This is a genomic window from Neisseria chenwenguii (assembly GCF_002216145.1).
Taxonomy (GTDB): domain Bacteria; phylum Pseudomonadota; class Gammaproteobacteria; order Burkholderiales; family Neisseriaceae; genus Neisseria; species Neisseria chenwenguii.
In genome coordinates, this window is the sequence record NZ_CP022278.1 from 640,989 (window position 1) to 663,180 (window position 22,192).

Sequence of the window (22,192 nt, forward strand, 5' to 3'; positions counted from 1 at the left end):
GGCATTCAACCTTAAATACCTTGCGCCAGCATGGCATCGGCAACTTTGACGAAACCGGCGATGTTCGCGCCGTTGACGTAGTTAACTTTGTCGCCTTCTTTGCCATATTGCAGGCAGGATTCGTGGATGCTCTGCATGATGCCGAACAGGCGTTGGTCGACTTCTTCGCGCGTCCAAGAGAGGCGGATGGCGTTTTGGCTCATTTCCAGACCGGAAGTCGCTACGCCGCCCGCATTCGAGGCTTTGCCCGGCGCATACAGGATGCCTGCGCGCAGGAACTGCTCAACCGCGCCCAGCGTAGAAGGCATGTTCGCACCTTCTGCCACAACGAAACAGCCGTTGCCCAACAGGGTTTTCGCATCGTTTTCGTCCAACTCGTTTTGAGTCGCGCAAGGCAGGGCGATATCGCATTTCACGCCCCACGGACGTTGGCCTTCAAAGTATTGCAGACCCAACTCTTTGGCGTAAGTGGAAACGCGTTCGCGGCGGACTTCTTTCAGCTCGATCAGCGCAGCCAGCTGCTCTTCGGTCATACCGCTGTCGGGGAACAATACGAAGCCGTTGGAATCGGAAACGGTCAGCACTTTCGCGCCCAACTGGATGGCTTTTTCACACGCATATTGCGCCACGTTGCCCGAACCGGAAATAGTAACGCGTTTGCCCTCGAAGCTGTCGCCGCGGGTTTGCAGCATAGATTGGGCAAAGTAAACGGTACCATAGCCGGTCGCTTCCGGACGGATCAGGCTGCCGCCCCATGCCAAGCCCTTACCGGTCAGCACGGAGGTAAATTCGTTGCGGATTTTTTTGTATTGGCCGTACAGGAAGCCGATTTCTCGGCCGCCCACGCCGATGTCGCCGGCAGGTACGTCGGTATCCGGGCCGATGTGGCGGTAGAGTTCGGTCATGAAGGCTTGGCAGAAACGCATCACTTCACCGTCGGATTTGCCTTTCGGATCGAAGTCGGAACCGCCTTTACCGCCGCCCATCGGCAGCGTGGTCAGCGCGTTTTTGAAGACTTGTTCGAACGCCAGGAATTTCAACACGCCCAGGTCAACGGTCGGGTGGAAACGCAGGCCGCCTTTGTAAGGGCCGATGGCGGAGTTCATCTGAATGCGGTAGCCGCGGTTGACTTGGACTTGGCCTTTATCGTCCACCCAAGTCACGCGGAACATCACCACGCGCTCTGGCTCAACGATGCGCTCGAGCAGGGATTGCTGGGTGTATTTCGGATTTTTCGCCAAAAACGGACCCAAGCTCATAAATACTTCTTCAACCGCCTGATGAAACGGCTCCTGATTGGGGTTGCGCTGTTTCAAACCGGCAAACAAGACATTTAAATCTGTCATTTTGAGTCTCCAAAGATAAAAAGGGATAAGGAAATTGTGAGAAAGAATATAACCTCATTTTTTTTCGGCTACAAGCGTCTTTTGTGTAAATTTGTTGACAATCTGAATTTTAGGATTTTTATATTTAAGATTTAAATATCAAAAAATATAAACATTATTTAAATTAATTTCTTTATAAATGCCAAATAAGAAATTAAATACCATTAATCAAAAATAAACTTTCGATATTTTTCCCAATCATTTCCCAAAATTTTGATTTAAACCAAATCCGCCGCCCCAAAATTTCCGCCGTTTTCCCATGCCGTCTGAAATGCTAAAATACCGCCCGACCACACACCCCTCTTTATTACAAAGGAAAGCCATGAAAGCCTATCTCGACCTGATGCGCCACGTTCTCGAAACCGGCACCGACAAATCCGACCGCACCGGCACCGGCACCCGCTCCGTTTTCGGCTACCAGATGCGCTTCGATTTAAGCGAAGGCTTCCCGCTTCTGACCACCAAAAAGCTGCACCTGCGCTCCATCATCCACGAGCTGCTGTGGTTTCTCAAAGGCGATACCAACATCAAATACCTGAAAGACAATAACGTCTCCATTTGGGACGAATGGGCCGACGAAAACGGCAACTTAGGCCCCGTTTACGGCTACCAATGGCGCAGTTGGCCCGCGCCCGACGGCCGCCATATCGACCAAATCGCCAACCTTATCCACCAAATCAAGCAAACCCCCGACAGCCGCCGCCTCATTGTTTCCGCCTGGAACCCCGCCCTCGTGGACCAGATGGCGCTGCCGCCCTGCCACGCGCTGTTTCAGTTTTACGTTGCCGACGGCAAACTCTCCTGCCAGCTCTACCAACGCAGCGCCGACATCTTCCTAGGCGTGCCGTTCAACATCGCCAGCTACGCCCTCTTAACCATGATGCTCGCCCAAGTCTGCGGCCTGCAAGCCGGCGAATTTATCCACACCTTCGGCGACGCCCATCTCTACAGCAACCATTTCGAACAGGCCGAACTGCAACTGACCCGCGAACCGCGCACCCTGCCGACAATGAAGCTCAACCCCGCCGTAACCGATTTGTTTGACTTCAAATTCGAAGACTTCGATCTGACCGACTACGATCCGCACCCGCACATTAAAGCCGCGGTGGCGGTGTAAAACAGATTTATAGTGAATTAAAATAAAAAAATCTACTTCGTTGGCTGCGGCCGGGCTCAAAGAGGACGGTTCACTAAGGCGCCGAAGCGCCAAGTTCATCTGTCCCGTACTATCCGTACCGTCTTCGCCTTGCCGCCTTGTATCTTTCTTATTTTATTTCACTATAGAAATCAAACAAAAGGCCGTCTGAAAATTTCAGACGGCCTTTTTCATATCAGACCCGAATCAATGGCGGAAATGGCGTACGCCGGTAATCACCATCGCGATACCGTGTTCGTCCGCAGCGGCAAACACTTCCTCGTCGCGCATCGAACCGGCGGGGTGGATGATGGCTTTGATGCCCTGTTCGGCAATCACGTCGATGCCGTCGCGGAACGGGAAGAACGCGTCCGATGCGGCGCAGGCACCGTTGAGGTCGAAGCCGCCGTCCTGCGCTTTGCGTGCGGCGATGCGGGTGGAATCCACGCGGCTCATCTGGCCGGCGCCGATGCCGTAGGTTTGGCCGCCTTTGCCGAACACGATGGCGTTGGATTTCACGAATTTGGCCACGTTCCAGACAAACAGCAGATCGTTCCATTCCTGCTCGGTCGGCCGGCGTTTGGAGACCACTTTCAGATCCTCGCGGCTGATGCGGTGGATGTCGGGCGTCTGCACCAACAGGCCGCCGCCGACGCGTTTGAGCTCGAAGCGGTTCGCGCCCGCCGCCAGCGGCACTTCCAACACGCGCACGTTTTTCTTGGCGGCGGCGATTTCCAACGCTTCGGCGGTAAACGACGGCGCCATCAGAACCTCCATAAACTGGTTGTCGGTAATCTGTTTTACGGTTGCGCCGTCCACTTCGCGGTTGAACGCGATGATGCCGCCGAACGCGCTGGTGGTGTCGGTGGCGTAGGCCAGTTTGTAGGCGGAAAGCGTATCGGCGGCCACGGCCACGCCGCACGGGTTGGCGTGCTTCACAATCACGCACGCGGGCGTGTCGAAGGCTTTCACGGCTTCCCAAGCGGCGTCGGAATCGGCGATGTTGTTGTACGACAATTCTTTGCCTTGCAACTGCTTATACGCCGACAGGCTTCCCGCGGCGGGGTAGATGTCGCGGTAAAACGCGGCCTGCTGGTGCGGATTTTCGCCGTAGCGCATGTCCTGAACCTTGACCCAGCTTTGGTTGAACTGCTGCGGAAACGCGCCCACTTCCGGCTCGCCCGCGAGTTTTTCGTCGGAAAGCGAAGTCAGGTAGTTGGAAATCATGCCGTCGTATTGTGCGGTGTGGCTGAACGCCTTGCGCGAGAGGTTGAAACGGGTTTTGTCGCTCAAAACGCCGCCGTTGGCCGCCAGCTCTCCGGCAACCGCACCGAAATCGGCAGTATCGGTGACGATGGCGACGTGTTTCCAGTTTTTCGCGGCGGAACGCACCATCGTCGGCCCGCCGATGTCGATGTTTTCAACCGCATCTTCCAGCGTGCAGCCCGGTTTGGCGATGGTTGCGGCGAAGGGGTAGAGGTTGACGGCGACCAGGTCGATGTTGCCGATGCCGTGTTCGGCCATTTTGGCGACGTGTGCATCCAAATCGCGGCGGCCGAGAATCCCGCCGTGGATTTTCGGGTGCAGCGTTTTCACGCGCCCGTCGAGCATTTCGGGAAAACCAGTGTAGTCGGCCACCTCAATCACGGGCACGCCCGCCCCGGCCAGCATTTTCGCCGTACCGCCGGTGGAGAGGATTTCAAAACCGAGCTTGTCGAGCGCCTGCGCGAATTCGACCACGCCGGTTTTGTCGGAGAGACTGATAAGGGCACGTTTTACGGCTGCCATGAGCGTTCCTTTTTTGGATTAAAGTTGAGTGAAGTGAATGGATAAGGCCGTCTGAAAAATCAGGCGGGGAATGTTTTTGGTGTGTACGGTTGCGTAGGCTGGGCTTTAGCCCAGCAATGCCATCTGAAAAATGCCTGTCTGAAAACCTGCTGGGCTAAAGCCCAGCCTACGGATCTCATCAAAGTTTATGCACCTCATTCCAAACATAACAGAACAAAAGCGCGAGAAGAGCTAAATTAATTAAAAAAACAAATAGCCGTGGCCTCAATAAGAAATATGCGAGCATTCTGCCTGCCTTCATACCTGAATTTCTTCGAATCCCCTCATCTATCGATAAATAATAGGTTTGATTAAAAAATTCTTGTCGCGTACTAAAGAACATTAAAAAATACAAAATAAGCGCTGTAATTAGAACCAAGCAAAGTAGATTAGATTTAAATTCAAGAAAAATCTCAAAAACAGCCATTACCAAGCCAACTCCTATAAGAGTTGAAAGAAAACTCCCAATAGTAAAAATAGCTTGCTCATGCTGTTTATGTAAAAACTCATGAATTTTACAAATGTTATTTGTAGGATATTTTTGTCTCCAACAATCAAATAACAAAAAAGAAACATGAATAAATTGAGCCACAAACAGTAACGAATAAAAAAGAATGGAGTCTGCCACAGCATTTAGAAATTTTGTCCCATTCCCTGAAAAAATAAAAACTACCCCGAGAATCCCTAAAACGCTAGCAATAAATAGGTTATCAAGAAAAATCTTTTTTTGCTGTTGAATAAATTTCCAAGCCTCATTTTTAAACAACAAAAAAATTTGTTTCCAAAACCCCATAGATATATTCCGAGACTCACACATATTTCACTTACACATATTTCAATGGATTTCAGAAATCTCCCCGCAGCCGCCATTATCCGCCATTTCACCATTTTCCGCAGCAGATTTTGTTGACAATCCGCAAGCGCCGCGAAAGTTTTTCAGACAGCCTGTTTGTTGTTCTTCAACCATTTAGGCAAAACGCCCGCGGTAAACGTCGCCGCAATAACCGTTAAAATCCCCACACCCGAGAGCGCGGAAATGTGTTCGCCCAACACCAGCACCGCCAGCAAAACGCCGAACACCGGCTCCAGCGAAATCAGCAGCCCCGAGAGGTTGGCCGGAACGCTGCCCATGCCGCGGTTCCACAGCCAATAGGCAAACCAGCTGCACCCCGCGCCCAAATACAGCATTGCCGCGCCGCCCTGCCAGATCCAATGAATAGCGTAACTGTCGGCCAACAGCAGCGAAAACGGCAGGCACAATACCGCCGCCAGCACCAGCGAAACCGAGGTATAGGCCGCCGCACCGATGTCGGCAATCAGCCGCTGCGTCGGCCGCATCGCCCCGCAAAACGCCACGCCCGCAAGGAACACGAGAAAACAGCCCCACAGCCCGACCTCGCCGCCCGCCTCCGCACCACCCGAAATCAGCAGCCCCACGCCCACAAACGCCGCTGCACCGCACAACCAGTGATACCACGCCGCGCGGTCGCCGAAAAAGAAATGGCCGACAAACACCATAATCAGCGGTTCCAGCCCGATAATCGTGACCGCCGAAGCGGCGGACGTGTGGTTCAGGCCGACAAACTGCAACATCAGCACGGCTACATAGTTCCAAAACGTCACCCACAACAACGGCTTCCACTTACCGCGCGGAATCTTACCCAAATACCGCCGCGCCGCCGGCAGCACCAGCAAAGCCGCAATCAAAAGCCGCCCCTGCACCAAGAGCGCGGGCGGCAGCATTTCGTAGGCGTATTTGGCAGCGATAAACGAGCTGCTCCAGATGATGAGGGCGAGGATTTGGTAGGGCATGGGAAGGCCGTCTGAAAGTATAGTGAATTAAAATAAAAAATCTACTTCGTTGGCTGCGGCTTGTCGTACTACCCGTACTGTCTGCGCCTTGCCGCCTTGTATCTTTCTTATTTTAGTTCACTATTATTTTTGAACTAAAATTGTAATGTTAAAAACAATGGAGGATATAAATATCCAACCTAAATCCAAACAATGCCGTCTGAAAACCCTTTCTCAGACGGCCTTAACTCACGCGCCCAGCATTCCGTACTGCGCCAGCTTTTTGCGTAAGGTGTTGCGGTTCAAACCCAACACCAGCGCAGCTTTCGACTGGTTGCCGCCGCATTCTTCCATCACACATTCGAGCAGCGGTTTTTCAACCTGCTGCAACACCATTTCATAGACGTTGCACGGTGTTTCGCCGTTTAAGTCTTTGAAATACTGCTTTAAATTCCGCGCCACAGATTGCGCGATGTCCGCTTGCGGTTTCATGTTTACCTCCCGACAGTAAATGTAGGCCGGGCTTCAGCCCGGCAAAATGTGCTTCATCAGTTCGCAGTTTCAATGTTCAGACGGCCTAACCGCCGCTCATCACTTTCACGCCTAACAGCGCCAGCGCCCCGCCGCACACGCGATCGATCCAATGTCCCGCTTTCTGAAAACGGCGGTTGACCTCGGGAATCGACAGCATCAGCGTCATCCAAGCGCCGTAAGCCGCCATCTGCCAAACCGGCGTCGAGGGCGAGAGCACCACGGTAAACAGCGACAGCATATAAACCACCGCTTTCGGGTTTAAAACATTGCACAAAAACCCGCGCCAAACCGCCCTGCCCGCGGGTTCGGCCGTTTTTTCCTGCACGCTGATTTCCACCACCCCGCCCGCCGCCTTCGCCCGCAAACCCTTGTAGCCGATGTAAATCAGATACAGCCCGCCGACGATTTTAATCCCGATCAACAGCGGCTCCGACTTCGCCACCAGCGTCACCAGCCCGAACACGGAATAAACAATATGCACGCCGAAACCCAACGCAATCCCCAGCGCCGTCAGCAAACCCGCCTCCCGCCCGCGGCCCAGCGCCTGTTGCGATACCAAAATAAAATCGGGGCCGGGCGACATGCAGGCCAGGATGTGTACGCCGGTAATGATCCAAAAACCGTGCCAGAAATCCATGATTTTGCTTCCTTTTTTGTGAACGGGGATTTGGCGGGGGAAGGCCGTCCGAAAAGTTTTAAGAGGAGGATAAACAGCCGCCGCAGCTGCCATAGGCCGGGCTTGCCGGCCCACCGTTTGACCGCAGGTCAAATCCAAACAGACGGATTGTTTCAAACGTATTTTCAGACGGCATTCCTACCCTTTGGGCAGACAGCCGGCTGTTTGTTGGTGAGCTTGTCGAACCAAGGCCTCCCTACGGCGGCGGTTTGGGAACATTTTCAGAATACCGACCAAGCCCTCTCCCTAACCCTCTCCAACGGGAGAGGGAACAGGCGTTGGGGCGCCAAACTTTTCAGACGGCCTCAAACCATTTTCCAAATACGGTTTCCCAAACCCGCCGTCCAAACAAAACCCCGCCGCTGAATGCCGTCTGAAACGCCCCCTCCCATGGGAGAGGGTCGGGGAGAGGGCGGCAAACCGCAGGTTTGCATTTTCAGACGGCCAAACCGCCCTACCCTCACCGATAATCGCAAGCCCAAACATCCGCCCTGTCCGCCTGTTGCGCCAAAAAACCGGCAACGGCGTCGTATTGCGCGGCGGCGCTGTCGAGGCGGTTGATTTCGCGGCGGGCGGTTTCGCCCTCGGGCAGCGGGGCGAGATACCAGCCGATGTGTTTGCGGGCGATGCGCACGCCGTCGGGTTCGCCGTAGAAACCGTGCATGGCGCGCAGGTGGGCGAGCACGGCGGCGGCGCATTCGGCGAAAGGCAGCGGCGCGGGCAGGCGGCCGTGTTCTAAAAAATATCTGACGTCGCGGAACAGCCACGGCCGGCCTTGCGCGCCGCGCCCGATCATCACGCCGTCGGCGCCGGTTTGCGCCAAAACGGCGGCGGCTTTTTGCGGCGAAGTGATGTCGCCGTTGACCCAAACAGGAATGTTCAGACTCCCTTTGACTTCGGCAATCAAACCGTATTCGGCCTCGCCTTTGTACATCTGCGTGCGCGTGCGGCCGTGTACCGCCAGCGCGGCGATGCCTGATTCTTGGGCGATTTTGGCGACGGCAGGCAGGTTTTTGTGGTCGTCCGCCCAGCCCAAACGGGTTTTCAGGGTAACGGGAACGTCAACCGCGCCGACGACGGCTTCGAGGATTTGAGCCACCAGCGTTTCGTTCTGCATCAGCGCGCTGCCGGCGGCGACGTTGCAGACTTTTTTGGCGGGACAACCCATGTTGATATCGATGACTTCCGCGCCGAGCGAGACGTTGTGGCGCGCGGCTTCGGCCATCTGCGCGGGGACATTGCCGAGTATCTGCACCGCCGCGACGCCGTTTTCGCCGCCCAAATCGCTGCGGCGCAGCGTTTTTTTGGTGTGGCGCAGCGAGGGATCGCTGGTCAGCATTTCGCCCACCGCCCAACCCGCGCCGAAATCTCGCGCCAAGCGGCGGAACGGCTTGTCGGTAATTCCCGCCATCGGCGCGAGGGCGACGGGCGTTTCGAGCCGGTATTGTCCTATTTCCATGGGGTTTGCGCGGCGGTTTTCGGGGCTGGAATTGTACAATTTTCGAGCAGGATTTCCAATCGGTTTTACATGGGAAAGGCCGTCTGAAAATGCTTTCAGACGGCCTGCAAATGCCGAATCGGGCTTAGGCCAAAATGCCGGCAAAAGTCGAAACCAAGCCCAAAATCAGGTTGACCACCGGCCCGATGATCATGCCCAAAACGCCCGTCATCATCATCAGCAGCACAATCCAGATGCCGTAAGGCTCGACTTTGCGAAACTGCATGGATTGGCGCGCGGGCAGAAAGCTGTCAATGAAACGTCCGCCGTCGAGCGGCAGAATGGGCACCATGTTCAACACAAACAAAACCGCGTTGACCAACACGCCGTATTTCGCCATTTCCGAAAGCGGATACTGATAAGATTCGGGCACATGCGCCGCCAGCGCAAACATCAGCCCCCAGCCGAACGCCATCGCCAGATTCGACAGCGGCCCCGCCACCGCCACCATCCGCATTCCCTTGCGGGCGTCGCGGAAATGGCGCGGCACGATGGGCACGGGTTTGGCCCAGCCGAACAGAAACGGCGTCATCATAAACATAATCAGCGGCACAATGACCGTGCCGACCAAATCGATGTGCGCCAACGGATTGAGCGTCAGCCGCCCCATCTGCTCGGCGGTACGGTCGCCCCAATAGCGCGCCGCATAGCCGTGCGCCGCTTCGTGCACCGTAATCGCCAGCAACACGGGCAGCACCGCCAGCAGAAACACGCCCAAGTCGAAGTTTTGAAACATGGTTTTCCTTATCAAACAGGGCCGTCTGAAAAAACGGTCGGGTTTTCAGACGGCATCAAACAGTTTTTTAAATTATGGCGGACGGCTTGTTTTCAAGACGGCAAACCCGCAAACAACAGACCGTCATCCGCTTTTTCAGACGGCCTCAAAAGCCGAACAGCCCCTTATCGCCCTTCCCTTCGCGCACCAGCTCCGTGCCGTCGGTCATGTCGATTACCGTCGTCGGCTCCGTGCCGCACCAGCCGCCGTCTATGACCAAATCCACGCTGTGTTCCAAGCGGTTGCGGATTTCGTAAGGATCGGTCAGCGGCTCGTCGTCTTCGGGCAGCATCAGCGTGCAGCTCAGCATCGGTTCGCCCAGTTCGGCCAACAGCGCCAGCGCGATCACATTGTCGGGAACGCGCACGCCGATGGTTTTGCGCTTCGGATGCAGCGTTCGGTTGGGCACTTCTTTGGTCGCCTGCATGATAAACGTGTAGCTGCCCGGCGTCGCGGCTTTGAGCCGGCGGAACTGGCTGTTGTCCACCTTCGCGTAAGTGCCCAGCTCGCTCAAATCGGCGCACATCAGCGTCAGATGGTGTTTCAAATCGATTTTGCGGATGGTCAGAATCCGCTCCATCGCCTCTTTGTTGCCGAGCTGACAGCCCAGCGCGTAGCAGGAATCGGTCGGGTAAACCACCACGCCGCCGCTGCGGACGATTTCCGCCGCCTGCTTGATCAGCCGCTCCTGCGGGTTTTCGGGGTGGATGGCGAAGAATTGTGCCATTTTTGTGTTCCTTTGTTATTGTTGTAAACGAAGCCCGTTATTTTAAAACTTATTGACGGGAAAGACAAAAAAGGCCGTCTGAAAATTTTCAGACGGCCTTCCTGCACCAAACGCCTCAATCCAAAATCTTCTTTCCCAGCACCAAAATATCCGCGGCAAACGTTTCCAAATCGCACACTTCCGGCAGCCGCCCCCATTCCTGAAAACCGAAGGCGTAAAACAGCCGCAGGCTGGCGTGGTTGTGGCCGAAGATGACGGCAAGCACGTTTTTGATGCCCAGCGACGGTGCGCGTTCGAGCATATGGCGCAGCAGGATTTTGCCGACGCCGACGCCGCGCATGTCGCGGCGGACGTAAATGCTGATTTCCGCGCTGATGTGGTAGGCGCGGCGCGGGTAGTAGTCGCTGAAACTGCCCCAGCCGAGGATTTCGCCTTCGGTATTTTTCAACACATAAAGCGGGCGCGTTCCACCGTGTGCGTCAAACCAGGCTTGGCGGCTCTCGACGCTGACGGGCACGAGGTCGGCGGTGGATTGGCGGGTTTCGACGGTGCTGTTGTAGATTTCAACGATAGCGGGCAGGTCTTGCTGCACGGCTTCGGTAATGGTGTATTGCATGGTTTTCAGACGGCCTTTTTTGTTTTTTGGGAATGAGGGAATAAATAATTGTGGGCTTTTTTGTAAGCCGGGCGTCAGCCCGGCATTTTCTGAAAAAATCCGGTTTTGCCGGGCTGAAGCCCTGCCTACGAAAAAAGCCCTGCCTACGACACCCCTGCCCTACCGAATCAACTTAGATACCGTTTTAAACGCCGGATGTTTGGCGTCGCGCAACAATTGGAACAACACGCTCTCGCTGTTGCCCACCACCGCGCCGGCGTAGCGCATTTGCTGAAGGCCGTTTTCCTTGTTGGCAGGATCGCGCGAGGCGGTGCAGTCGGACGGGATATAGACGTTGAACCCTTTTTCGCGCAGGTCCAAGGCCGTCTGAAGCATGCAGACGTGGGCTTCGGCGCCGATTAAAACGACGTAGCGGATGTTTTTTTCGGCCAAAAGCGCTTCGACTTCTGGCGTCAGCGCGGAAAACTGCGTTTTTTCAAACACGGGCGCGTCTTCCAACAGACGGGCAATGGCGGGAACGGTTTTGCCCAAGCCTTTCGGGTATTGCTCCGTAACCGCCAGCGGCACGTCCAGCGCCTGTAAGCCCTGAATTACGGTGCGGCTGCGTCCGACCATTTCAGCGGCGTCGGCAAGCGCGGGCAGCAGGCGTTCCTGAATATCGACGACGAGGCATAAGGTATTGCTCGGTTTCATGTTTCGCTCCTTCGGAAGATTGAATCGACGGCGTTCAGTATAACCAAGCAGAGGCCGTCTGAATACTTTCAGACGGCCTCTGCTTTTATCCCAATCCTCACAACACCGCTGCCGGATACGAGCCGATAACTTTAACGAAGGAGGCGCGTTCGCCCAACAGTTTCAAGGCGTCTTGGACGACGGCGTCGTTTTGGTGGCCTTCGATGTCGATGAAAAACAGGTATTCCCACAGCGCGGATTTGCTCGGGCGGCTTTCGAATTTGGTCATGGAGATGCCCAAGTCGGTAAACGGCTGGAGCAGCCCCATCACGGCGCCGGCGCGGTTGGGGGTGGAGACGGCCAGCGAGGTTTTGTCGTTGCCGGTGCTGTCGGTGTCTTGGTGGCCCAAAACGAGGAAACGGGTGGTATTGTTGGGCTCGTCTTCGATGCACTGGGCGGCGGTGTCGAGGCCGTAGATTTCGGCGGCGGTGATGCCGGCGATGGCGGCGACGGTGCGGTCTTCGGATTCGGCGGCGAGGCGGGCGGCTTCGGCGTTGCTGGAAACGGGAATGCGCTCGGCCTGCGGCAGGTTGCGGCCGAGCCAGTCATTGCATTGGGCGAGCGCTTGGGCGTGGGCGAAGACTTTGGTGATACTTTTGATTTCGTGGCTGTTTTTGCGCAATAGGTTGTGATGAACGCGGACGACGACTTCGCCGCAGGCTTTGAGTGCGGATACGGCGAGCAGGTCAAGGGTGCGGCCGATGGAGCCTTCGGTGGAATTTTCGACGGGGGCGACGAGGTAGTCGGCCTGACGGGTTTCGACGAGTTTGAAGCAGTCGTCAACGGTGGTGCAGGGGCGGGTGTGGGCGGCGTGGCCAAAGTGTTTGACGGCGGCCTGTTGGGTGAATGTGCCCTGCGGGCCGAGATAGGCGATGGTAAGCGGGCGTTCGACGGCAAGACATTCGCTCATGATTTCGCGGAACAGGCGGGCGACGGATTCGTCGGGCAATGGGCCTTGGTTGAGGCTTTGGATGCGACGCAACACGGCGGCTTCGCGCTCGGGGCGGTACACGGTGCCCGTGCCTTTGAGTTCGCCGATGGCGTGTGCGTGGTTGGCGCGCTCGTTGAGCAGGCGCAATACGGCGGCGTCGATTTCGTCAATCGCGTCGCGGTGGGGTTTCAACTGTTCGTCCGTCGCCATGGGACAGCCCTTTTTGAGATGGTTGGTTGCGGGGGATTTTAACATCAAACGGGCCGTCTGAAAGCTTGGCGGCGCGGTTTTTCAGACGGCCTAAAAGCCTTCCATACCGCGCTCGTTTTCCAGCCATGCCTGATGGGAAAACGTCCACAGCAAAACGATGCCGCACACGGTCGAGGCCAGCATCATGCCCGCCATCACCAGGACCGAGCCGTTGTGTAGCCACGTTACCAGCATTCCCATGCCCGCGCCGATAAGCGACTGGCACACGCCCAACACCGCGTTGGCGCTGCCGCCGTCCTGTTTGAAATAATTCATAAAACACGCCTGCGTGTTGGCGCCGACCAAGCCCTGCGTGCCGACGGAAAACATCACGCAAAGCACCAGCGCCCACAAAGGAGGCAGGACGAACGCCAACACCAGCGCGGTCAGCAGAAGATTGGCGGCAAACTGCACGATAATCCCCCAGCGCAGAATGTGCTGCGGGTGTGCGCCCGTTTTCAGCCGCCACGCGGTAACGCGGTTGAACGTCGCCATCGTGATGATGTTTAAGGCAAAAATCCACGCATAGCCGTGCGGCGAGACGCCGTAGCGGTTCATATAGACAAATGACGATTCGGTCAGAAAAGCAAACATCGAGCCGAAGCTGAAGGCTTGGAAAAACAGATAACCCAGCGCCCCGCGCGTTTGCAAAACCCGCTTGAAACGGGCGGCGACCACGCCGAACACATCCACGCCGATTTTGCCGCTCTGCGCGGGTTTGGGCAGAAAGCGGCCGACCAGAAACAGCAGCAGCAGCGCGTAAACCAGCAGAAACGCAAACACCGCCCGCCAGCCGCCCAAACTCTGCAACGCTGCGCCCGCCATCGGCGCCAGCAGCGGCGCAACCATCAGGATAATCCCGATCAGCGCAAACATCTGCGCCGCCTGCCGCCCGTCGTAATAATCGCGCACCAGTGCACCGACCACCACCACCGACATGCCCGCCCCAAACGCCTGCACCGCACGCAAAAGCAGCAACTGGTCGGCGTTTGCCGTCAGCACCAACCCCAGCGAACTGAGCGCGTACACGCCTAAACCCGCCAGCGCCACGGGTTTGCGCCCCTTAATATCCGAAACCGCCCCGCCCGTTACCTGCCCGAACGCGACGCCGAACATAAACAGGCTCAGGCTCCGCTCGATGCGGTGGATATTGGAACCGAGGCTCTGCGCCATCTCGGGAATCGCGGGCAGATAGGCGTCGATGGAAAACGGCATCAGCGCCACCAGCATCGCCATCAGCGCAGCGGTTTGTTTGTCGGATAGGGTGTTGGGGTGTTTCATAGTTTGTATTTTGGGGATTGATGAAGTGATTTGGAGGACGGGTTTCCGGGGGAGGTTTGGTTTTCAGACGGCATTAGATGGTTGTGAGGCCGTCTGAAACAACGGCTTGCTGTTCCAAACTTCGGTTGGATGCCGTCTGAAAATTTCGGTGTTCCGGCCATGCGTTCCCTCCTGCGGGAGAGGGTTAGGGAGAGGGCTTGGTTAAGTTTGAACGAATATTTCAGACGGCCTGCTTCCGCCGTTACCCGCCCCAAAAAACCAAAACAGCCGCAGATTATACGCCTCTTTTTTCAGACGGCCTCAAAGCCGTCTGGGCCGTCTGAAAATCCCGTCGGCACAAATCAATAAAAAATCCGCCCGCCGCCCGCGCGCCCATTGCGCAAACGCCTGTTTCATCAGAAAATAAACGCTTTCACACAACTCAGACTTCAGAAAGGAAACCCCATGACCGCATTCCCCATCGCCCGCGCGGGCGGTGCAACTTTGGAAGTTCAGGGCAAAATGGCCAACCGCCACGGCCTGATCGCAGGTGCGACGGGTACGGGCAAAACCGTCACCCTGCGCCGCATGGCCGAGGCGTTCAGCAACGAGGGCGTGCCCGTGTTTCTGGTGGACGTAAAGGGTGATTTGTCGGGTATCTGCAATGCGGGTGCCGACAGCGGCAAAGTGGGCGAGCGCATCGCCGAGTTTGAATTGGGCGGGGGCTGGTTGCAGGGTTTTCCCGTGCGCTTTTGGGATGTGTTCGGCGAAACGGGTATCCCCGTGCGCGTGACCGTTTCGGAAATGGGGCCGATGCTGTTAGCGCGCCTGATGAATCTGAACGATACGCAGGAAGGTCTGCTGAATCTGGTGTTCAAAGTCGCCGACGACCGCGGCTGGCACATTCTGGATTTGAAAGACCTGCGCGGTATGCTCAAACACGTTTCCGACAATGCGGCGGAATACCGCACGCAATACGGCAATGTTTCCGCCGCCAGCGTGGGCGCCATCCAACGCCAGCTTTTAACGCTGGAAAACGAAGGCGCAAACCGCTTCTTCGGCGAACCGGCGCTCAATCTGCAAGACTGGATGCAGACCGAGGGCGGCAAAGGCGTGATTAATGTATTAAATTCGGAAAAACTGATGCGCAGCCCGCGGATGTACAGCGCATTTTTGCTGTGGATGCTGGCCGAACTTTTTGAAATGCTGCCCGAAGTCGGCGATTTGGAAAAACCGAAATTCGTGATGTTCTTCGACGAAGCGCATCTGATGTTCGACAACGCCGCCACCGCACTGGTCGAGCAGGTCGAGCAAGTCGTGCGCCTGATCCGTTCCAAAGGCGTGGGCGTGTATTTCGTAACCCAAAACCCGCTCGACTTGCCCGATACCATTCTCGGCCAATTGGGCAACCGCGTGCAGCACGCCCTGCGCGCGTTCACGCCCCGCGACCAGAAAGCCGTGCGTGCCGCCGCCGAAACGTTCCGCAGCAATCCGGATATCAACGTGGCCGAAGCCATCGCCGAATTGGGCGTGGGCGAGGCGCTGGTGTCGTTCCTCGACGAAAAAGGGATGCCGACACCGGTCGAACGCGCGCTGGTGTTGCCGCCGCAATCCGACCTGACCCCGCTGGCCGAAGAAGCCCGCAACGCCAAGTTCCAAAGCGACGACCTGTATCCGACCTACAAAGACATCATCGACAACTACTCGGCCTTTGAAGCGCTGGCCGAAGCAGAAAGCCGACAGGCCGCGGCCAAAGAAACCGAAGCCGCCGCCAAAGAACAGGCCAAAGCCGACGCAGCCGGTGCCAAACAGGCCGAAAAAGAAGCCGGCAAACCGGGCTTGCTCGACGGTTTTATCGGCGGCCTTACCGGCGGCCGCAAAAAATCGGGCCAAGGCTTGGGCTACAACGTCGCCGATTCCATCGGCAGCCAAATCAACCGCCAGGTTACCAACGCCATTTCCCGCAGCATTATGGGTGTGATTAAAAATATGCTGAAGTAGGCTTGGGGTAAGGTTAAAGGCCGTCTGAATGTTTCAGACGGCCTTTCGGTTTTTATGGAGCGTGGGTCGGATACCTGTATCCGACGTACGATCGAAGAATTTTCAGACGACCGGTTCTTCAAACCACCCACTGATAAAGCAAAATCATCAGCGGCATGGTCAATACGCACAACAGCGTGGTAATTCCGTAAATCGCGCTGGCTTTCTGTGCGTTTTGCCCGTACACCACCGCCATCTGCGTAACCGTTGCCGCGGCGGGGCTGACGGTGGCGAGGAAGCTGATCAGCGTTACCGTATTGCTGTGCCCGCCTTGCGAAGCGATGCCCGAGAGTTTGACAAACACCAGCAAAAACAGCGGGATAACAATCAGCCGCAGCAGCGCGACCAGATACAGGCGTTTGGACATTACCACCGCTTCCAGCGGCAGCGCCGCAATCAGCATCCCCGCCACCAGCATGGCTACGGGGCCGATCATGCCGCCGACCGTCGAGAGTGCGCCGTCCAGCGCGACGGGCAGTTTGATTTGGAACACAAACAACGCAACACCCACGAGCATGGCGAGAATGTTGACGTTGGTAACGATGGTTTTCCACGAAAGATTACCGCTGCCGCTGATGAGGATGCGCAAGTGCGTCCAAAACAGAAACATCTGCACGATGATAAAACCGCTGGTGTAAATCACCCATTCTTTGCCGAACACCGACATCACCAGCGGAATAATCAGATTGCCCGAATTGGTATAAACCGTCGCCGCCTGCTCGAGCGGGTCGAGTTTGAACAGTTTTTTCGAGAGTTTGCCGAGTAAAATCAACAAAATATGAAACACGACCGCCAACTTGACCGAAAGCCACAGCCCGTCGGCGATTTCGGGCGAATAATCAGTTTGGAAGGCATGAATCATCACCGACGGGCTGATGAGGTAGAGCGCGATAACGGAAAGCGGATAGCTCTGCTCGGACTTGAGCAGCTTGAATTTCACCAACGCAAAACCCATCAAAACAATCAGCGTCAGCTCGGTAATTTTTCCGGCAAGAAGTAAGGCGGTTTCCATATTTGGTTTTATTGGCTAGGGGAACAGGCTGGATTTTACGCTTTTGGCGCCGCAGGGGGTAAGATAAAAGGCCGTCTGAAAACCGCTTGCCGGGCGTAATTGTCTTTCAGACGGCCTGTTCACAAATATTAACACCGCCCAAACCGATTTCAGTATAATACCCGCCTGATTTTTCTCAACAAACTTCAAAACACTATGACTACTTCTGATTCAAACAACGGCCTGTTGGAGCGCCTCTTCGGTTTGCGCGAAAGCGGCACCACCGTGCGCACGGAAATAACGGCGGGGCTGACCACCTTCCTGACCATGTGTTACATCATCATCGTCAACCCGCTGGTTTTGGGGCAGACGGGCATGGATACGGGGGCAGTGTTCGTCGCCACCTGTATCGCCGCCGCCATCGGCTGTTTTGTGATGGGTTTCGTCGGCAACTACCCGATTGCGCTGGCGCCGGGCATGGGCTTGAACGCCTATTTCACGTTTGCCGTCGTCAAAGGCATGGGCGTGCCCTGGCAGGTTGCGCTGGGCGCGGTGTTTGTGTCCGGCCTGATTTTTATCGTGTTCAGCCTGTTTAAAGTGCGCGAAATGTTGGTAAACGCGCTGCCGATGGGCTTGAAAATGTCGATTGCCGCGGGCATCGGGCTGTTTCTCGCGCTGATTGCGCTCAAAGGCTCGGGCGTGATTGTCGATAATCCGGCGACGCTGGTCGGCTTGGGCGACGTGAAAAATCCGCAGGTTTTACTGGCGATGGGCGGATTTGTATTGGTGGTGGTACTCGGCCATCTCCGCATCCGCGCGGCGATTATCATCACGATTTTGGTAATTACCGCGGTTTCCAGCCTGATGGGCTTGAGCGAGTTTAAAGGCGTCGTCGGCAGCGTGCCGAGCATTACGCCGACGTTTATGCAGATGGATTTCGACGGCCTGTTTACCGTGAGCATGGTCAGCGTGATTTTCGTCTTTTTCCTCGTTGACCTCTTCGACTCGACCGGCACGCTGGTCGGCGTTTCCCACCGCGCCGGCCTGCTGGTCGACGGCAAACTGCCGCGCCTGAAACGCGCGCTCTTGGCAGATTCCACCGCCATCGTCGCCGGCGCCGCGCTCGGCACTTCTTCCACCACGCCTTACGTCGAAAGCGCCGCAGGCGTATCCGCAGGCGGGCGCACGGGGCTGACCGCCGTCACCGTCGGCGTCTTGATGCTGGCCTGCCTGGTCTTCTCTCCGCTGGCGCAGAGCGTACCCGCCTTCGCCACCGCGCCCGCGCTACTCTACGTCGGCACGCAAATGCTGCGCAGCGCGAAAGAAATCGACTGGGACGACATGACCGAAGCCGCGCCCGCGTTTCTGACCATCGTGTTCATGCCGTTTACCTACTCGATTGCAGACGGCATCGCCATCGGCTTCATCAGCTACGCCGTGATCAAACTTCTGTGTAACCGCAGCAAAGACGTGCCGCCGATCGTATGGGTGGTCGCCGTGTTGTGGGCAGGCAAATTTTGGTATTTGGGCGGCTAAACGCTGCTTGAAATGAGTCAGGCCGTCTGAAAGTTTGCCGCTTTCAGACGGCCTTTTATATTACCAAACGCCTGTTTTCAAAGAAGTTTGAAATTCAATGTTTTCTGCTTTGCCTGCCGGTTGCCCTGCATAAAGCAGCGGCAGACGGGCGTTTGGCTGTTTCATTCTTTCTTATTGAATAAAACAATTTGATTTCATTAAGAAATTATCTGAATTTTGTTTTCGGGCAAGCAGAAAAAAGTGTTTGACACGGCAAAATTTATCGCTGAGATTTTTTCAAAACCAACAAAAACCACATCAAACTACATTCTACAAAGGAACATCATCATGACCAGAAAGCATTATCTTTTTGCATTTCTCCATCAATCTGCCGCCGTCTTTTCAGACGGCCTCCGGATTTCCCGAGTCTTCCCAACGGCTTGAACCGTTTTCTGTATTTTCTGTTTTTTATCTGTTTTCCAGCGCCGCGGGGGCTGTGTGAGTGATTGCAATAAAGTGATTGCGCAGCGTTCCGCTGGTTGCAGAAGGGATAACTGCACACTTTTTTCAGGATGAGCATCTGCCCGCTGCCACCCACCCGATGGACGTGATACGCACCGGCGTATCCGCACTCAGCTTCTACACCATGCCCGAGAGCGAAGCGCGCGAAATCGCCGACAAACTCATCTCCATCCTAGGCAGCATCATGCTGTATTGATATCACTGGTTTCGGCCTCCCCGTGTACACCATTTCCGACCCGTGCAACGTCGTGATTAAAGAAGTCGCGCACGAACTTCCGCAGGAATCCGGCGACGAAATGCTGATCTTCAACATTGCCGAACGCCTCCCCACCGCCATGTTCACACCGCCCTTTGTGATTTCCCGCACCACCGGCTGGAGCGCCCACGTCATCGAACAGCGCAACGACGGCAAAATCATCCGCCCGAGCGCAAACTACACCGGCCCCGACGACCGGCCGTTTGTGCCCATGAGCGGGCACTAACCCGTTTTCAGACGGCCTTGTTTTCGGGATGAGGCTGTCTGAAAAATTTTCAGACAGCCTTTTTCCTGTATCTGCCGTCTGAAATTGTTTACAATGTCCGGCAGATTTCATTCATGTTCAAGAAGGAAAAATCATGCAGGTAACTTCAAAATGGCTGGACGGAATGTGTTTCGTCGGCACCACCGAGGGCGGGCACAGCGTGGTAATGGAAGGCGCGGCGGCGGAAGGTGCGGCCAAGCGCGGCCCCAGCCCGATGGAAATGCTGCTGCTGGGTGTAGCGGGCTGCTCGAGCATCGATGTGGTAATGATTGCGGAAAAACAGCGTCAGGATATTGCCGACTGCCAAGCCACGGTAACGGCCAAGCGCGCCGACAAAGCGCCGCGCGTGTTTACCGAAATCCATATCCATTTCAAAGTGATAGGCCGTAATTTGCAGGAAAACGCAATCGCGCGCGCGGTGCAGATGTCGGCGGAAAAATACTGCTCGGCGTCGATTATGTTGGGCAAGGCGGCGAAAGTCAGCCACAGTTTTGAAATTGCCGAAGTGTGATTTTTTCAGACGGCCCCAGGCTTGTGCCGTCTGAAAAACAGGTGGAAACACGCCGCTCGGGTTATAATGTGCGCAAACGGAAAAGGCAGACATATTCGCGCTGCGATTGCGAATATGTCTGCCGCTTCAAGCTGCTGTTTTCTCTCTAATCTTGCCTTTATATCTTGGCGTTTATGGAAAAGCATTGTGCAGACTTTGTTTTGGATTGTCAACAATTTAACGGCCTGTTGTAAACAATCATGCCGTCTGAAACCGCTGATTCGAGCATCATATGAATAACGAAACCCGATTGTCCGCCGCCCCGACCACCTCGTCGCTCATTCTGGAAGAGCGCCACGATGCCGAACTGTTCCGCGTTTATGCGTCTATTTTGGACGGCATCACCGACCATGTTTTACTGCCCGGCAACAAGCTCACCGAATCCGAACTCTGCCGCCGGATGGTCTGCTCGCGCAATACCGTACGTGGCGCGCTGTCGCTGCTGGCGCACGATAAAATCGTCGATTTGCAGCCCAACCGCGGCGCGTTTGTCCACGTTCCCGACATGAAAGAGATGCAGGACGTGTTTAACGCCCGCATCGAAATGGAAACCATGATTATCGACCTGCTCGTCGAAATGCCCGATTTGGCCGAGCGCCTCAAGCCGCTTTACGCCATGACCGAACAGGAAGCAGCGGCTTCGGGCAAGGGCGACCGCGTGGGCTGGAACCGCCTGGCCAATGCGTTTCACGTCGAATTGGCGCGTTTGGTCGATAACAATGTTTTGTTTGAAATCATCAATACTTTGTGCGCCCGCTCGTCGCTGATTGTGGCGGTTTTCGACACCAAACGCCGCGAAAAACGCCCGATCAACACCACCACCCATTCCGAACACCGCGAAATCCTCGACCTGCTGGTCAGCGGCCGCCGCAACCGCGCGGTGAAAATTTTGCGCAAACATTTGGGCGCGTGTATCGAGCGTTTGGAAAGCCGTCTGAAGGAATAGCCGCCAGGTATCAGGTATGATGAAAGGCCGTCTGAAATATTCAGACGGCCTTTATCCTTTCTATCCCGCTCAAGCAACCCTGTGCTTCCGACCCCGCAGCCACTTCGCCAGCAGCCCGCCCTCTCGGCCGAACACCACTGACAGCGCATACAACACCCCGCAGCACAAAATAATCGCCGGCCCCGACGGAATCTCGACGTGATAGGAAAACAGCAATCCCGCAAAGCCGCACACCAGCGCCAGCGCGACCGACAGCAGCATCAATCCGCCCAGACTTTTCGCCCACAGCCGCGCCGTAATCGCCGGCAGCATCATCAACCCTACCGACATCAGCGTCCCCAGCGCCTGAAAACCCGCCACCAGATTCATCACCACCAAAATCAGAAACACAACGTGCCAAAACCCGCCTCGTCCGCCGACGGCCTGCAAAAACAGCGGGTCGATGCTTTCCAAAACCAGCGGACGGTAAATCACCGCCAACACCAGCAGCGTTACCGCCGCCGCTGCCGCAATCAACTGCAACGCGGGCACGTCCACCGCCAAAACCGAGCCGAACAGCAGATGCAGCAAATCGACGCTGTCACCGTTTTTACTCACCAAAACCACGCCCACCGCCAAACTCGTCAGATAAAACGCGGCGAAATTCGCATCTTCCTTCAACGAGGTAAAACGGCTCACCAAGCCCGCCAGCAGCGCCATCAGCAGCCCCGCCGCAAACCCGCCCGCGCTCATCGCCGGCAGGCTCAAACCGGCAAATATATAACCGACCGCCGCCCCCGGCAAAACCGCGTGGCTCAAGGCATCGCCGACCAAACTCATGCGGCGCATCACCAAAAATACCCCCACCGGCGCCGCACTCAGCGCGAGGCAGAAAACCGACGCCAGCGCATAGCGCATAAAGTCGAATTCGGCAAACGGAAAAAGGATTAATTCATTGATATTCATAGTGTTTTTCAAAAATGGAGAAAGCC

22 protein-coding genes and 1 pseudogene are annotated in these 22,192 nt (G+C 55.9%); 7 read left to right on the forward strand and 16 right to left on the reverse strand.

Annotated elements, in window-relative coordinates; translation table 11 throughout:
* Positions 1–11: 11 nt before the first annotated feature.
* Positions 12–1,346 carry an NADP-specific glutamate dehydrogenase gene (gene gdhA / locus BG910_RS03100; protein ID WP_089035585.1) on the reverse strand — a complete coding sequence of 445 codons (1,335 nt, stop codon included), beginning with the start codon at positions 1,344–1,346 and terminating at the stop codon, positions 12–14.
* A 361-nt stretch (positions 1,347–1,707) separates the two neighbouring features.
* On the opposite strand from gdhA, the gene BG910_RS03105 reads away from it, so the two are divergent.
* Positions 1,708–2,502 (forward strand): thymidylate synthase, encoded by a 795-nt coding sequence (locus BG910_RS03105; RefSeq protein WP_089035586.1) that lies wholly within the window; start codon positions 1,708–1,710, stop codon positions 2,500–2,502.
* A gap of 225 nt (positions 2,503–2,727) precedes the next feature.
* Here BG910_RS03105 and purH read toward each other — a convergent pair whose 3' ends face one another.
* From purH to BG910_RS03170, 13 genes are all read right to left on the reverse strand, one after another.
* Positions 2,728–4,308 (reverse strand): bifunctional phosphoribosylaminoimidazolecarboxamide formyltransferase/IMP cyclohydrolase, encoded by a 1,581-nt coding sequence (gene purH / locus BG910_RS03110; RefSeq protein ID WP_089035587.1) that lies wholly within the window; start codon positions 4,306–4,308, stop codon positions 2,728–2,730.
* Positions 4,309–4,486: 178 nt separating this feature from the next.
* Complete coding sequence (locus BG910_RS03115; RefSeq protein WP_123805323.1) at positions 4,487–5,140, reverse strand: hypothetical protein; 654 nt, start codon at positions 5,138–5,140, stop codon at positions 4,487–4,489.
* A 143-nt stretch (positions 5,141–5,283) separates the two neighbouring features.
* Positions 5,284–6,159 carry a DMT family transporter gene (locus tag BG910_RS03120; protein ID WP_089035589.1) on the reverse strand — a complete coding sequence of 292 codons (876 nt, stop codon included), beginning with the start codon at positions 6,157–6,159 and terminating at the stop codon, positions 5,284–5,286.
* Positions 6,160–6,387: 228 nt separating this feature from the next.
* Positions 6,388–6,630, reverse strand: a complete 243-nt coding sequence (locus tag BG910_RS03125; RefSeq protein ID WP_089035590.1) for a Fis family transcriptional regulator — start codon at positions 6,628–6,630, stop codon at positions 6,388–6,390.
* A gap of 85 nt (positions 6,631–6,715) precedes the next feature.
* Positions 6,716–7,309 (reverse strand): LysE family translocator, encoded by a 594-nt coding sequence (locus BG910_RS03130; RefSeq protein WP_089037111.1) that lies wholly within the window; start codon positions 7,307–7,309, stop codon positions 6,716–6,718.
* A 285-nt stretch (positions 7,310–7,594) separates the two neighbouring features.
* Positions 7,595–7,834, reverse strand: a complete 240-nt coding sequence (locus BG910_RS12135) for a hypothetical protein (protein ID WP_123805327.1) — start codon at positions 7,832–7,834, stop codon at positions 7,595–7,597.
* Positions 7,809–8,807 carry a tRNA dihydrouridine synthase DusB gene (gene dusB, locus BG910_RS03140; protein ID WP_089037112.1) on the reverse strand — a complete coding sequence of 333 codons (999 nt, stop codon included), beginning with the start codon at positions 8,805–8,807 and terminating at the stop codon, positions 7,809–7,811. The genes BG910_RS12135 and dusB overlap by 26 nt, the downstream gene beginning before the upstream one ends.
* A 124-nt stretch (positions 8,808–8,931) precedes the next feature.
* Positions 8,932–9,582: a site-2 protease family protein gene (locus tag BG910_RS03145; protein ID WP_089035592.1), complete on the reverse strand. Its 651-nt coding sequence runs from the start codon at positions 9,580–9,582 to the stop codon at positions 8,932–8,934.
* Positions 9,583–9,727: 145 nt separating this feature from the next.
* A complete protein-coding gene (locus BG910_RS03150) occupies positions 9,728–10,348 on the reverse strand; it encodes an L-threonylcarbamoyladenylate synthase (RefSeq protein WP_089035593.1) in 621 nt (206 codons plus the stop codon).
* A gap of 115 nt (positions 10,349–10,463) precedes the next feature.
* Complete coding sequence (locus BG910_RS03155; RefSeq protein ID WP_089035594.1) at positions 10,464–10,964, reverse strand: GNAT family N-acetyltransferase; 501 nt, start codon at positions 10,962–10,964, stop codon at positions 10,464–10,466.
* Positions 10,965–11,123: 159 nt separating this feature from the next.
* Complete coding sequence (locus tag BG910_RS03160; protein ID WP_089035595.1) at positions 11,124–11,657, reverse strand: isochorismatase family protein; 534 nt, start codon at positions 11,655–11,657, stop codon at positions 11,124–11,126.
* A gap of 97 nt (positions 11,658–11,754) precedes the next feature.
* A complete protein-coding gene (gene pheA, locus BG910_RS03165; protein ID WP_232462226.1) occupies positions 11,755–12,882 on the reverse strand; it encodes a prephenate dehydratase in 1,128 nt (375 codons plus the stop codon).
* Positions 12,883–12,927: 45 nt separating this feature from the next.
* Positions 12,928–14,157, reverse strand: a complete 1,230-nt coding sequence (locus tag BG910_RS03170) for a multidrug effflux MFS transporter (protein WP_089035596.1) — start codon at positions 14,155–14,157, stop codon at positions 12,928–12,930.
* A 444-nt stretch (positions 14,158–14,601) separates the two neighbouring features.
* On the opposite strand from BG910_RS03170, the gene BG910_RS03175 reads away from it, so the two are divergent.
* Positions 14,602–16,137: a helicase HerA-like domain-containing protein gene (locus tag BG910_RS03175; RefSeq protein ID WP_089035597.1), complete on the forward strand. Its 1,536-nt coding sequence runs from the start codon at positions 14,602–14,604 to the stop codon at positions 16,135–16,137.
* A 118-nt stretch (positions 16,138–16,255) separates the two neighbouring features.
* Here BG910_RS03175 and BG910_RS03180 read toward each other — a convergent pair whose 3' ends face one another.
* A complete protein-coding gene (locus BG910_RS03180; protein ID WP_089035598.1) occupies positions 16,256–17,188 on the reverse strand; it encodes an AEC family transporter in 933 nt (310 codons plus the stop codon).
* Positions 17,189–17,383: 195 nt separating this feature from the next.
* On the opposite strand from BG910_RS03180, the gene BG910_RS03185 reads away from it, so the two are divergent.
* The 5 genes and pseudogenes from BG910_RS03185 (at position 17,384) to BG910_RS03205 (ending at position 21,221) form a co-directional block, all read left to right on the forward strand.
* Positions 17,384–18,703: an NCS2 family permease gene (locus tag BG910_RS03185; protein ID WP_089035599.1), complete on the forward strand. Its 1,320-nt coding sequence runs from the start codon at positions 17,384–17,386 to the stop codon at positions 18,701–18,703.
* 499 nt (positions 18,704–19,202) lie between these two features.
* Positions 19,203–19,400 carry a hypothetical protein gene (locus BG910_RS13135; protein ID WP_408633779.1) on the forward strand — a complete coding sequence of 66 codons (198 nt, stop codon included), beginning with the start codon at positions 19,203–19,205 and terminating at the stop codon, positions 19,398–19,400.
* A 1-nt stretch (position 19,401) separates the two neighbouring features.
* A pseudogene (locus BG910_RS03195) lies at positions 19,402–19,686 on the forward strand (citrate/2-methylcitrate synthase); the annotation flags it as partial.
* A 133-nt stretch (positions 19,687–19,819) separates the two neighbouring features.
* Positions 19,820–20,236: an OsmC family protein gene (locus BG910_RS03200; RefSeq protein WP_089035601.1), complete on the forward strand. Its 417-nt coding sequence runs from the start codon at positions 19,820–19,822 to the stop codon at positions 20,234–20,236.
* Positions 20,237–20,507: 271 nt separating this feature from the next.
* Complete coding sequence (locus BG910_RS03205; protein WP_089035602.1) at positions 20,508–21,221, forward strand: GntR family transcriptional regulator; 714 nt, start codon at positions 20,508–20,510, stop codon at positions 21,219–21,221.
* Between the two features lie 69 nt (positions 21,222–21,290).
* On the opposite strand, the gene BG910_RS03210 is transcribed toward BG910_RS03205, so the two are convergent.
* Complete coding sequence (locus BG910_RS03210) at positions 21,291–22,166, reverse strand: metal ABC transporter permease (RefSeq protein ID WP_089035603.1); 876 nt, start codon at positions 22,164–22,166, stop codon at positions 21,291–21,293.
* Positions 22,167–22,192: the final 26 nt, after the last annotated feature.